General features: G+C 68.1%; 5 protein-coding genes and 4 pseudogenes. 8 read left to right on the forward strand and 1 reads right to left on the reverse strand.

Going from position 1 to position 13,063, the window contains the following annotated elements:
• Positions 1 to 11: 11 nt before the first annotated feature.
• Positions 12 to 2,654 carry a pyruvate dehydrogenase (acetyl-transferring), homodimeric type gene (gene aceE / locus BGI51_RS11950; RefSeq protein WP_187978463.1) on the reverse strand — a complete coding sequence of 881 codons (2,643 nt, stop codon included), beginning with the start codon at positions 2,652 to 2,654 and terminating at the stop codon, positions 12 to 14.
• Between the two features lie 328 nt (positions 2,655 to 2,982).
• On the opposite strand from aceE, the gene glnE reads away from it, so the two are divergent.
• The 8 genes and pseudogenes from glnE to BGI51_RS11990 all read left to right on the forward strand — a co-directional run bounded on the left by glnE (position 2,983) and on the right by BGI51_RS11990 (position 12,912).
• The gene (glnE, locus tag BGI51_RS11955) at positions 2,983 to 5,943 is read left to right on the forward strand and encodes a bifunctional [glutamate--ammonia ligase]-adenylyl-L-tyrosine phosphorylase/[glutamate--ammonia-ligase] adenylyltransferase (RefSeq protein ID WP_187978464.1); all 2,961 of its coding nucleotides are present in this window, start codon (positions 2,983 to 2,985) and stop codon (positions 5,941 to 5,943) included.
• 113 nt (positions 5,944 to 6,056) lie between these two features.
• Positions 6,057 to 7,091 carry a lipopolysaccharide heptosyltransferase II gene (gene waaF, locus BGI51_RS11960; protein WP_068383051.1) on the forward strand — a complete coding sequence of 345 codons (1,035 nt, stop codon included), beginning with the start codon at positions 6,057 to 6,059 and terminating at the stop codon, positions 7,089 to 7,091.
• Positions 7,092 to 8,098 (forward strand): annotated as a pseudogene (gene waaC, locus BGI51_RS11965) (lipopolysaccharide heptosyltransferase I). It abuts the gene before it with no gap.
• The gene (locus tag BGI51_RS11970; RefSeq protein ID WP_187978465.1) at positions 8,095 to 9,228 is read left to right on the forward strand and encodes a glycosyltransferase family 4 protein; all 1,134 of its coding nucleotides are present in this window, start codon (positions 8,095 to 8,097) and stop codon (positions 9,226 to 9,228) included. Before waaC ends, BGI51_RS11970 begins: the two are co-directional and overlap by 4 nt.
• Positions 9,209 to 10,014: pseudogene (gene rfaP, locus BGI51_RS11975) on the forward strand (lipopolysaccharide core heptose(I) kinase RfaP). Before BGI51_RS11970 ends, rfaP begins: the two are co-directional and overlap by 20 nt.
• Positions 10,014 to 10,735, forward strand: a pseudogene (locus tag BGI51_RS11980) (lipopolysaccharide kinase InaA family protein); the annotation flags it as partial. The pseudogenes rfaP and BGI51_RS11980, both read left to right, overlap by 1 nt.
• Positions 10,736 to 10,739: 4 nt before the next feature.
• On the forward strand, positions 10,740 to 11,495 hold the full coding sequence (locus BGI51_RS11985) for a lipopolysaccharide kinase InaA family protein (protein ID WP_187978466.1): 756 nt from the start codon (positions 10,740 to 10,742) through the stop codon (positions 11,493 to 11,495).
• Positions 11,492 to 12,912 (forward strand): annotated as a pseudogene (locus tag BGI51_RS11990) (lipopolysaccharide kinase InaA family protein). The gene BGI51_RS11985 and the pseudogene BGI51_RS11990 overlap by 4 nt, the downstream one beginning before the upstream one ends.
• The last annotated feature ends 151 nt before the right edge of the window (positions 12,913 to 13,063 follow it).

Below are 13,063 nucleotides of genomic sequence, written 5' to 3' on the forward strand. Positions count from 1 at the left end.
CGTGTGCCGCATCAGCAATCCAGGGGATTGCGCTTCTCGGTGTCGATGCCGAACTTGGTGATGGCGTCGGCCACGACCTTGCGTTCCAGCTTGCCTTGGTTGGCCAGCGCCTGCAGAGCGGCGACGGCGACCCAGCGACGGTCGACCTCGAAATGATCACGCAGCTTCTTGCGGCTGTCGCTGCGACCGAAGCCGTCGGTACCCAGCACCTGGAATTCGGTGGGGACCCACTGGCGGATCTGGTCGGCGAACAGCTTCATGTAGTCGGTGGAGGCGATGACCGGACCCTGGCGCTCGCCCAGGCACTGCTCGACGTAGGTCAGGCGGCGCTCTTCCAGCGGGTGCAGGCGGTTCCAGCGGTCGACGGCCAGGCCTTCGCGGCGCAGTTCGTTGAAGCTGGTGACGCTCCAGATGTCGGCGCCGACACCCATCTCGCGCAGGAGGCTCGCAGCCGCGCGGACCTCGTTGAGGATGGTGCCCGAGCCCAGCAGCTGGACGCGGTGCTTGAAGTCGCCTTGTTCTTCTTCCAGCAGGTACATGCCCTTGATGATGCCTTCCTCGACACCCTGGGGCATGGCCGGCTGCTGGTAGTTCTCGTTCATCACGGTGATGTAGTAGAAGACGCTCTGCTGCAGTTCCATCATCTGATGGATGCCTTCGCGCATGATCACCGCCAGCTCGTAGGCATAGGTGGGATCGTAGCTGCGGCAGTTGGGGATGGTGCCAGCCAGGATGTGGCTGTGACCGTCCTCGTGCTGCAGACCTTCACCGTTCAGGGTGGTACGGCCGGAGGTGCCGCCCAGCAGGAAGCCGCGGGTCTGGGCATCGCCCGCCGCCCAGGCCAGGTCGCCGATACGCTGGAAGCCGAACATCGAATAGAAGATGTAGACCGGCAGCATGGGCTGGTTGTAGTTGCTGTAGGCGGTACCGGCGGCGATGAAGGAGGACATGGCGCCGGCCTCGTTGAGGCCTTCTTGGAGGATCTGGCCGTCCTTCTCTTCGCGGTAGTACATCACCTGGTCGCGATCGACCGGCTCATAGAGCTGACCGTGGGGCGAGTAGATGCCCAGCTGGCGGAACATGCCTTCCATGCCGAAGGTACGGGCCTCGTCGGCGAGGATGGGCACGATGCGCTTGCCCAGGTCCTTGTCCTTGACCAGTTGCGACAGGATGCGGCCGAAGGCCATGGTGGTGGAGATCTCGCGATCGCCGGAGCCGTCCAGCACCGCCTTCAGGGTTTCCAGGGGCGGGGTGGGGATGCTCAGGCTGCGCGCGCGACGCTGGGGCAGGTGACCGCCCAGGGACTCGCGACGGCTCATCAGGTACTTCATCTCGGCACTGTCGTCGGCCGGACGATAGAAGGGCAGTTCGCTGAGCTGGGAATCGTTCAGCGGGATGTCGAAGCGATCGCGGAATTTCTTCAGCGACTCCACATCCACCTTCTTGGTGTTGTGCGCGGTGTTCTTGGCTTCGCCCGCACCGGTGCCGTAGCCCTTGATGGTCTTGGCCAGGATGACGGTGGGCTGGCCCTTGTGGTTGACCGCCTGGTGGTAGGCCGCATAGACCTTGTAGGGGTCGTGACCGCCACGGTTGAGCTTCCAGATCTCGTCGTCGGACAGGTCCTCGACCATCTTGAGCAGCTCGGGGTTGGCGCCGAAGAAGTGCTTGCGCACATAGGCACCGTCCTTGGCCTTGTAGTTCTGGTATTCACCATCGACCACGGCGTCCATGCGCTGCTGCATGCGGCCTTCGGTGTCGCGGGCGAACAGCGGATCCCACATGCGGCCCCAGAGGACCTTGGTGACGTTCCAGTCGGCGCCACGGAAGATGCCTTCCAGTTCCTGGACGATCTTGCCGTTGCCACGGACCGGGCCGTCGAGGCGCTGCAGGTTGCAGTTGATGACGAAGATCAGATTGTCGAGGTTCTCGCGGCCGGCCAGGGAGATGGCGCCCAGGGTTTCCGGCTCGTCGCACTCGCCGTCGCCGATGAAGCACCAGACCTTCTGCTTGCCGGCGGGGATGTAGCCGCGGTTCTCCAGGTACTTCATGAAGCGGGCCTGGTAGATGGCGGTGATCGGACCCAGACCCATGGACACGGTCGGGAACTGCCAGAAGTCGGGCATCAGGTGCGGGTGCGGGTAGCTCGACAGGCCCTTGCCGTCCACTTCCTGGCGGAAGTTGTTCATCTGGTCTTCGGAGAGGCGGCCTTCCAGGAAGGCACGGGCGTAGACGCCGGGGGACGCGTGGCCCTGGTAGTAGATCAGGTCGCCGCCGTGCTCTTCGTTGGGCGCCTTCCAGAAATAGTTGAAGCCGATGTCATAGAGGGTGGCGCTGGAGGCGAAGGTGGAGATGTGACCACCCAGATCCGGATCCTTGAGGTTGGCGCGCATGACCATCGCCAGGGCGTTCCAGCGAACCAGCGAGCGGATGCGTCGCTCCATGAACAGGTCGCCCGGCATGTGGGCTTCCCGGGTCACTGGAATGGTGTTGCGATAGGGGGTATTGATGGAGTAGGGCAGCTGGGTACCACTGCGGGTAGCCAGTTCGCCCATGCGGGTCATCAGATAATGAACGCGCTCCTCGCCTTCGTGGTCGAGGACGGACTCCAGGGCGTCCAGCCATTCCTGGGTTTCGACGGGATCGAGATCTTGCATGGCTTGCTCCAGGGCGGAAAGGCTTCCAAAATCGGTCGCCTCAGGGTCGCCGCCGGCCTCTTGGGGCAGCGAAAATTCTTGGATTTATGACCGGACGGTTCCGATCGGCGTGTAGTTTTACTACAAATTCAAATCCGTTTCAGCTCCGAGCTGTAATGCGATAAAAAACAATTCGACGTTTGTCGAACGCGCTGCTCGAGGGCTCGCGAACTCCGAACCGCGGACGAGAAAACGGTTCCCGCTCGGACCAGGTGGTCCGTCGGAATGTCCCGGGTAGGGGGTTCGCGGCAGGGTGGTGGGGTTCGACCGTCCCTGCGCAGGACTGCCCATGATACCCCTCCTTCGTCCCGAACTGCCTCCGACTCTTGTCGCCTGTGCCGAGCTCGCCGACCGGCGTCTGGCCGACGCCCTGTCCCCGCTGCCCGCGGCGGCGGCCCGCCAGGCGAACTGGCCCGCGCCGCTGCGCGCCGAGTGGCGGCGGGTGGCCGCCCTCAGCGATTTCGTCGTCGAGCAGTTCTGCCGCCTGCCCGAGCCTTGCCTGGCGCTGGTCGACAGCGGCGATCTGGAGCTGTCGCTGGCGCCGGGGGCGATGGCGCAGCGCCTGCGCGAGGCCCTGACCGACTGCCCGGACGAAGCCGAATTGGGGCGCCGGCTGCGGCGTTTTCGCATGCTGCAGCAGGTGCGCGTCGTCTGGCGCGACCTGACCCGGCGCGCCGATCTGGTGGAGACCTGTCGGGACCTCAGCGACCTGGCCGACGCCTGCATCGACCAGGCCTGCGCCTGGCTCTATGCCCAGCAGTGCGGCCAGTTCGGCGTGCCGACCGGGCGCCACAGCGGTCAGCCCCAGCAGCTGGTGGTGCTGGGCATGGGCAAACTGGGTGCGGGAGAGCTGAATCTGTCCTCCGATATCGACCTGATCTTCGCCTATGGCGAGGGCGGGGAGACGCGCGGCGCGCGGCGCGAGCAGGACAACCAGGAATTCTTCACCCGCCTCGGACAACGCCTGATCAAGGCGCTGGACGCCACCACGGTGGAGGGCTTCGTCTTTCGCGTCGACATGCGCCTGCGGCCCTATGGCAGCGCCGGCGCCCTGGTGCTGAGCTTTGCCGCCATGGAGCTCTATTACCAGGACCAGGGCCGCGACTGGGAACGCTACGCCATGATCAAGGCACGGGTGGTCGGCGGCGACCAGGCCAGCGGCGCCGAGCTGCTGACCCTGCTGCGGCCCTTCGTCTATCGGCGCTATCTGGATTTCTCCGCCATCGAAGCCCTGCGCAGCATGAAGCAGCTGATCCGCCAGGAGGTGCGCCGGCGCGGCATGACCGACAACGTCAAGCTGGGCGCGGGCGGCATCCGCGAAGTGGAATTCATCGCCCAGGCCTACCAGCTGATCCACGGCGGGCGCGATCCGGCACTGCAGCAGCGCCCGCTGCTCGGGGTACTGACCAGTCTGCGCGAGCGCGACTATCTGCCGGCCGCGGCCGAAGCGGAGCTCCGCGAGGGCTATTGCTTCCTGCGCTATGTGGAGCACGGGCTGCAGGCCATCGCCGACCAGCAGACCCAGACCCTGCCAGTGGACCCTCAGGGTCGGGCGCGGGTGGCCTTCCTCATGGGGTATGCCGACTGGGATGACTTCAGCGCGGCGCTCGACGGCTGGCGCAGCCGCATCGACTGGCACTTCCAGCAGACCATCGCCGATCCAGAGGAGGAGACCCAGAGCGCCGAGCTGGAAGACAGCTGGCTGCCGCTGTGGGAAGACCTGCTCGACCCCGAGGAGTCCCTGGCGCGACTGCGCGCGGCGGGCTTCCAGGCGCCGGAGCAGGCGCTGGAATTGCTGGCCAGTCTGCGGGCCAGCGGCCAGGTGCGGGCCATGCAGCGCGCCGGTCGCGAGCGCCTGGATGCCTTCATGCCACGGCTGCTGGATGCGGTCAGCGCCGACGAGCAGCCCGATCGGGCGCTGGAGCGGGTGCTGCCGCTGGTGGAAGCCGTGGCGCGACGCTCCGCCTACCTGGTCCTGCTCAGCGAGAATCCGCCGGCCCTGGCGCGGCTGCTGGAGCTCTGCGGCGCCAGTGCCTGGGTGGCCGAACAGATCACCCGCTATCCGGCGCTGCTCGACGAATTGCTCAACGAGGGCCGGCTCTATCATCCGCCGCAGAAACCGGAGCTGGCCGCCGAATTGCGCGAGCGCCTGATGCGCCTGCCCGAAGAGGATCTGGAGCAGCAGATGGACGTGCTGCGTCACTTCAAGCGCGCCCACAGCCTGCGGGTGGCGGCGGCGGAGATCGCCGGGAGCCTGCCGCTGATGAAGGTCAGCGACTATCTCACCTGGCTCGCCGAGGTGATCCTCGAAGAGGTCTTCGGCCTGGCCTGGCGCCAGCTGGTGCAGCGCCATGGCACGCCGCAGCGACGCGACGGCTCGCCCTGCCAGCCGGACTTCGTCATCGTCGGCTACGGCAAGGTCGGCGGCATCGAGCTCGGCCATGGTTCGGATCTCGATCTGGTGTTCATCCACGATGCCGATCCCCTGGCCGAGACCGATGGCGCCAAGCCCATGGATGGCGCCCAGTTCTTCAATCGCCTCGGCCAGCGCATCATCCATCTGCTCACCACCACTACCCCGGTGGGCACCCTCTACGAGGTGGACATGCGCCTGCGGCCGTCCGGCGCGGCGGGGCTGCTGGTGAGCTCGCTGGAGGCCTTCGAGCGCTACCAGCAGAGCGAGGCCTGGACCTGGGAGCACCAGGCGCTGGTGCGCGCGCGGGTGGTGGCAGGTTGCCCGCGGCTTGGCGAGCGCTTCGACGCGGTGCGGGCGCGCATCCTCGGTCGGCAGCGGGAGCTGGCGACCCTGCAGGCCGACGTGGCCGGCATGCGCGACAAGATGCTCGACAACCTCGGCACCGCGGTGACCGCCGGCGGACTGGGGCCGAACGCGCGCCGGCCGGAGCAGCGCTTCGACCTCAAGCAGGATGCCGGCGGTATCGTCGATATCGAATTTATGGTCCAATATGCCGTTCTGGCCTGGTCGTGGCAGCATCCCGAATTGCTGCGTTTTCCCGACAACATCCGCATCCTGGAATCCCTCGAAGCGGCTGGTCTGGTACCGGCCACGGACGCCATTGCCCTGCGCGAAGCCTACAAGGTCTACCGCGCCGCGCTGCACCGCCTGGTGCTGCAGAAGCAGCCGGGCAAGGTGCCGGCCGACGGCTTTCTCGCCGAGCGCGACGAAGTGCGCCGTATCTGGCACGGCCTGGGGCTGGACACGCCGTCCGGCAATCCGGCCACCTTTTAGGCCGTTATCAGTAAGGAGAGGCAAGATGTCGATGTCCGTGCGCGAGCTTTCGATCAGGCCGGGCCTGAGGGAGTGGGAGTCGGCCACCCGCTAGGTGCCGATCGCCTTCCAGCATGAATATTCTGATCATCGGACCCAGTTGGGTCGGCGACATGGTGATGGCGCAGACCCTCTTCGTCTGCCTCAAGCGCCAGCATCCCGACTGCCAGATCGACGTCCTCGCCCCCGAGTGGAGTCGCCCGCTGCTCGAGCGCATGCCCGAGGTGCGCGAAGCCCTGAGCTTTCCCCTCGGCCACGGCGCCTTCGAGCTGGCCACCCGCCGGCGCATCGGCCAGCAGCTGCGCGGTCGCTATGACCAGGCGATCCTGTTGCCCAACTCGCTGAAGTCGGCGCTGGTGCCCTATTTCGCCGGCATCCCCAAGCGTACCGGTTGGCGCGGCGAGATGAGATTCGGCCTGCTCAACGACATCCGCACCCTCGACAAGGCGCGCTATCCGCTGATGATCGAGCGCTTCATGGCGCTGGCTTACGCGCCCGGTGCGGAGTTGCCCAAACCCTATCCCAAGCCACGGCTGGCCATCGACCCGGCCAGCCGTGACGCCGCCCTGGAGCGCTTCGGCCTGAGCCTGGACCGGCCGGTGCTGGCGCTCTGCCCGGGCGCCGAATTCGGCGAGGCCAAGCGCTGGCCGGCCGAGCACTACGCCGCCGTGGCCGATGCCCGGCTGCGTCAGGGCTGGCAGGTCTGGCTGTTCGGCTCGCAGAAGGACGCCCCCGGTGGCGAAGAGATCCGCGAGTGGGTCACCCCCGGTTTCGAGGAAGATGTCTACAACCTCGCCGGGCGTACTTCCCTGGCCGAGGCCATCGACCTGCTTTCCTGTGCCAGTGCGGTCATCAGCAACGATTCCGGTCTGATGCACGTGGCCGCCGCCCTGGATCGCCCGCTGGTGGCGGTCTATGGCTCCACCTCGCCGGGCTTCACGCCGCCGCTGGCCAGCCAGGTCGAGGTGGTGCGCCTGGGGCTGGAGTGCAGTCCCTGCTTCGACCGTACCTGCCGCTTCGGCCATTACGATTGCCTGCGCCTGCTGCAGCCGAGCCTGGTGCAGGAGGCGCTTGGCCGCCTGGTCGCCGATCCGGTCGAGGTGGGCTAGATGCGCGTGCTGCTGATCAAGACCTCCTCCCTTGGCGATGTCATCCATACCCTGCCGGCCCTGACCGATGCGGCGCGGGCCATCCCGGCATCTGCTTCGACTGGGTGGTGGAGGAGGGCTTCGCCGAGATTCCCGCCTGGCACCCGGCCGTGAGCCAGGTGATCCCGGTGGCCCTGCGCCGCTGGCGCAAGCAGCCCTTTTCCGCCTGGGCCAGTGGCGAGTGGGGCGAATTCAAGGCGCGCGTGCGCGAGCAGCGCTATGACCGGGTGATCGATGCCCAGGGCCTGCTCAAGAGCGCCTGGCTGACCCGCTACGCCGAGGCGCCGGTGGCCGGTCTCGACCGCAACTCCGCCCGCGAGCCCCTGGCCAGCCGCTTCTATGACGAGCGCTATCATGTCGCCAAGGGGCAGCACGCCCTGGAGCGGATCCGCCAGCTGTTCGCCCAGGCCCTGGACTATCCGCTGCCGGCGGGCGTGGGTGACTACGGCCTGGATCGGCAACGCCTGGCCGGCACCAACGAGACGCCCTATGTGGTGTTCCTGCACGGCACCACCTGGGTCAGCAAGCACTGGCCCGAGGCCCACTGGCGCGAATTGGCCGAGCGCATGAGCCAACTGGACTGGCCGGTGCGACTGTTGTGGGGCAACGAGGCGGAACATGCCCGAGCCGAACGCATCGCCGACGGCCTGGATGGCGTCCAGGTGCTGCCGCGACTGAATCTCGCCGGGGTGGCCAAGGTGCTGGCCGGCGCCCGTGCCTGCGTGGCGGTGGATACCGGCCTCGGCCATCTGGCCGCGGCCCTGGACGTGCCCACCGTGTCGCTCTATGGCCCGACCAGTCCGAAGAAGGTCGGCGCCTATGGCCGCTCTCAGGTGCACCTGAGCGCCGTGGGGCTGGACGGCACCGACGAGCCGCGCGATCAGCCCGCGGCCAGTCTCGCCGCCCTGACCCCGGAGCGGGTTGAACTGGAACTGGAAACCCTGCTGTTGGAAGACCTCCCCGCATGACCCTGGCTTTCGTGCTCTACAAGTACTTTCCCTTTGGCGGCCTGCAGCGGGACTTCCTGCGCATCGCCCAGGAGTGCCAGCGCCGGGGCCATGCCATCCGCGTCTACACCCTGATCTGGGAAGGCCCGGTGCCGGAGGGCTTCGACGTGCGGGTGGCCAGGGTCAGCGCCCTGTTCAATCACCGGCGCAACGAGAAATTCCACGCCTGGCTGCAGGCCGACCTCGCCCGCGATCCGGTGGACCGGGTGATCGGCTTCAACAAGATGCCGGGGCTGGACGTCTATTACGCCGCCGATCCCTGCTTCGAGGACAAGGCCCAGACCCTGCGCAATCCGCTGTATCGCCAGTGGGGTCGCTATCGCCATTTCGCCGAATACGAGCGCGCGGTGTTCGCGCCCGAGTCGTCGACCGAGATCCTGATGATCTCCGAGGTGCAGCAGCCGCTGTTCGTCAAGCACTACGGCACGCCGACGCCGCGCTTCCACCTCCTGCCGCCGGGCATCGCCGCCGATCGTCGCGCGCCGGCCAACGCCGCCGAGATCCGCGCCGACTTCCGGCGCGAATTCGGGCTGGAGGAGGGCGAGCTGCTGCTGGTGCAGATCGGTTCCGGCTTCAAGACCAAGGGCCTGGATCGCAGCCTGCGCGCCCTGGCCTCTTTGCCCAAGGAGTTGCGCAAGCGCACCCGGCTGTTCGCCATCGGCCAGGACGATCCCAAGCCCTTCCTGCTGCAGGCCAAGGCGCTGGGCGTGAGCGAGCGGGTCGAGATCCTCAAGGGGCGCAGCGACATCCCGCGCTTCCTGCTCGGCGCCGATCTGCTGATCCATCCGGCCTACAACGAAAATACCGGCACCGTGCTGCTGGAGGCGCTGGTCGCCGGGCTGCCGGTGCTGGTCACCGATGTCTGCGGCTATGCCCACTACATCGACGAGGCCCGCGCCGGCGCGGTGGTGCCGTCGCCCTTCGTCCAGGAGACCCTGGACCGGATGCTCGCCGAGCTGCTGGCCGATCCCGAGCGCCGCGCGGTGCAGGGCCGCAATGGCCTGGCCTTCGCCGCCAGCGCCGATCTCTATTCGCTGCCCGAACGCGCCGCCGATGTCATCCTGGGGTGGCATGACCCTGCAATTGCGTGAGCCCTTCGCCAGCCGCTGGGCCGGCCAGGATCCCTTCGTCGCCGTGGAGGCCCTGCAGGGCCAGGTCTATCGCGAGCTGGACGGACGCCGCACCCTGCGCACCGAGGTGGCCGGTCGTGGCTACTTCGTCAAGATCCACCGCGGCATCGGCTGGGGCGAGATCGCCAAGAATCTGCTGCAGGCCAAGCAGCCGGTGCTGGGTGCGCGCCAGGAATGGCAGGCCATCGAGCGGCTGCACCAGGTCGGCGTGCCGACCATGACCGCGGTGGCCTTCGGCGAGCGCGGCGCCAATCCGGCGACCCAGCACTCCTTCATCATCACCGAGGAGCTGGCGCCCACCGTCAGTCTCGAAGACTTCAGCCTCGACTGGGTCCGCCAGCCCCCGAGCCCCTGCTCAAGCGGGCGCTGATCGCCGAGGTGGCGCGCATGACCGGGGCCATGCACCGGGCGGGCGTCAACCATCGCGATTGCTACATCTGCCATTTCCTGCTCGACACCGCCCAGCCGGTCACCGTGGCCAATCTGCGACTGTGGCTGATCGACCTGCACCGCGCCCAGTGCCGCACCCAGGTGCCCCGGCGCTGGCGCGACAAGGACCTGGCCGGGCTGTATTTCTCCGCCCTGGGCATCGGCCTGACGCAGCGCGACTTCCTGCGCTTCCTGCAGGGCTACTTCCAGCGGCCGCTGCGCGAGATCCTGCGCGACGAGGCGCCGCTGCTGGCGCGTCTGGAACGCAAGGCCGCCGCCTTGCTGGAGCGCAAGGAACGCTACGGGGACCGGCTCTGATGGCTGACTGGCGCATCGATTCCAGCGTTGCCCACCTGCCCGAATTCGCCACCCTGGAAGCGGTGTTCGCCCTCGACGGCGAACGCCTGACCAGCGATCCGCTGTCGGAAGTGGTGCGCATCGAGCGCGACGGCATCCGCTACTACGTCAAGCGCTACCACGGCGCCGGCAAGGGGCTGCGGCGCTATGTCGGGCGGCCGCGGGTCAAGGCCGAATGGCAGAATCTCAAGCGTTTCGCCAAGTGGGGCATCGCCACCGCGCCGGTGGTGGCCTGGGGATGGAGCGCTCGCCCCGGGGCTTCGCCCGCGGCGCCATGATCACCCGCGAGATTCCCGACACCCTGGACCTCGCCGAGCTGGCCAGGCGCGAGGATCCGCGGCTGCGCGACCGGGTGTGGGTGGACAACGTCAGCCGTCAGCTGGCCGCGGCGACCCGTACCCTGCACGACCACCATTTCGTCCATAACGATCTCAAGTGGCGCAACCTGCTGGTGGATGGTCAGGGCGTGCTCTATCTCATCGACTGCCCGGCCGGCGCCTTCTGGGTCGGCCACTGGCTGCGCTGGCGCATCGTCAAGGACCTGGCCTGCCTGGACAAGGTGGCCAAGTACCAGCTGTCGCGCACCCAGCGCCTCAGGTTCTATCTGCAATACCGCGGTCGCGCGCGCCTCAGCGACAACGACAAGGGGCGCATCCGCGAGGTACTGGACTATTTCAAGGGCGGGAATGAACGAGGTGTGGGCGGCCGAGGATCGGGCCGTGCTGGCCGGCCAGGGCCTGGACAGCTTCGCGGCGCTGTGGGCGCTGGAGCTGACCGCGGTGGACGAACCCAACCAGGGACGCGGCGGTTTCAGCCAGGTGTTTCGCCTGGACGTTGGCGGCCATGGCTACTACCTCAAGCGCCAGCGCGACTACCTGACCCGCACCCTGGCCCGCCCGCTTGGCGAGCCGACCTTCGCCCGCGAGAGTCGCAACATCCGCCGCTACGCCGAGCGCGGCATCCCGTCGCTGGAGCTGGCCTATTACGGCGAGCGCCGCGATGACCAGGGCTGGCGCGCCATCCTGCTGACCCGGGCGCTGGATGACTGGCGCGATCTCGACAGCTGGCTGCGTGTCTGGGCGCACCTGGCTCCCGAGGAGCGCCAGGCGGTGCTGGTCGCCGTTGGCGAACTGGCTCGCCAGCTGCACGGCGCCGGCCAGGTGCACGGCTGCTTCTATCCCAAGCATCTGTTCCTGCAGCGTCAGGGCGAAGGCCTGGCCGCGCGGCTGATCGATCTGGAAAAGACCCGGCCGCTGCTGTTCGGCCGGCGCGATCGCCTGCGCGATCTCGAACCCCTGCTGCGCCGCGCGCCGCAATGGAGCGAGCAGGACATCGCCCGCCTGCTGGCGAGTTATCTGGACCAGCCGCTGGACAGCGTCGCCGTGCGCGACTGGAGTCGGCGTCTGGCCGGGCGTCGCCGCCACAAGGAGCGCAAGGCATGACCCTGGAGCAACTGACCAAGGCCGGTCGTGCGCCGACCCTGCCGTTGCGCATCGAACTGCCCAGTGGCGAGTTGGAACTGCTGTCGCTGCTCAGGGTGCTGCCCGGTCAGCGCTATGTCGGCGAGGCCCGCTGGCAGGGCCGGCGGGTGCTGGCCAAGCTGCTGGTCGGCGAGCGCGCGAGTCGGCAATTCGCCCGCGAGCGCGAGGGGTGCCGCCTGCTGGCGGCCGCCGCGGCGCCGACCCCCACGCTGCTGGAGAGCGGCGAGGCGAGCGGGCAGGGCGCCTGGCTGGTGTTCGACTTCATCGAGGCGGCGCCCAGCGTCGAGCAGCTCTGGCAGCCGCTCGTCACCGAGCCGCCCCTGTCGCCGGCACAGGACGCGTTGCTCGGCGCGGCCCTCGCCACCCTGGCGCGGCTGCATGCCCAGGGGCTCTGGCAAGCCGATCTGCACCTGGACAACCTGCTGGTCAAGGACGGCGCCGCCCTGGTCATAGACGCGGCGGACATCCAGGCCGAGACCGTCGGCCAGCCGCTGTCCCAGGCGCGGGTGCAGGAGAATCTGGCGGTGTTCTTCGCCCAGTTGCCGGCCGCCCTGGATGCTCAGCTGGAAGAGCTGCTGATCCACTACCTGCTGGTCAATGCCGAACACGCCCTGCGCCTGGAAGCTCTGCTGGCGCGTATCGCCGAGATCCGCCGCTGGCGCCTGGCCGACTACCTGAAGAAGAGCGGCCGGGAATGCACCCTGTTCGCCGTCACCCGCAGCGCCTTTGGCCTGATCGCCGTGCGGCGCACCTGGCTGAGTCGCCTGGAAGGCCTGCTGGCCGATCCCGACGCCGCCCTGGCCGGCCTGCCGACCTTCAAGGACGGCGGCGCCGCCACCGTGGCCCGCGTGCAGTGGCAGGACCAGGACCTGGTGCTCAAGAGATACAACATCAAGGGCTTCGGCCATTGGCTGACGCGCTTCTGGCGACCGAGCCGAGCCTGGCACAGCTGGCGCGAGGGCATCGGCTGCGATTCCTCGGCATTCCCACTCCCGAGCCGCTGGCCGTGCGCGAGCGCCGCTTTCTCGGCCTGCGCGGGCGCGCCTATCTGGTCACGCCCTTCGTCGACGGACCCAATCTGCTGGAGCGCTTCGCGCCCTATGTGCAGTCGGCGCCGCCTGCGGTCGAGCTGGAGGCCTTGCTGGCGCTGGTCGAGGCCCTGCGTCGCGAGCGCCTCGGCCATGGCGATTTCAAGGGCACCAACCTGATCTGGCATGAAGGTCGCTGGCTGGTGATCGACCTCGACGCCCTCCAGGCCCATGGCAGCGACCGTGCCTACGCCGCCGCCTATGCCCGCGACCGCGCCCGGCTGTTGCGCAACTGGCCGGCCGACAGCGCCCTGCATCGCCTGCTCGACGAGCGCCTGCCGCCAGCCTGAGCGCCGACCCGCCATCTGTACCGGGGCTGAATCGCCGTGCGCTAGGCCCCGCTCCGGCGTGCGGCCATTACCCGTGGCCTGCCTGAACGGCTATAATTCGCCGTTTTTGAGGCGAGGCGGGCCTGCAGCGGCCTCGCGAAACCCCGGCGAA

It is taken from the genome of Pseudomonas oryzihabitans (assembly GCF_014522265.1).
GTDB classification, from domain to species: Bacteria; Pseudomonadota; Gammaproteobacteria; order Pseudomonadales; family Pseudomonadaceae; genus Chryseomonas; species Chryseomonas aestiva.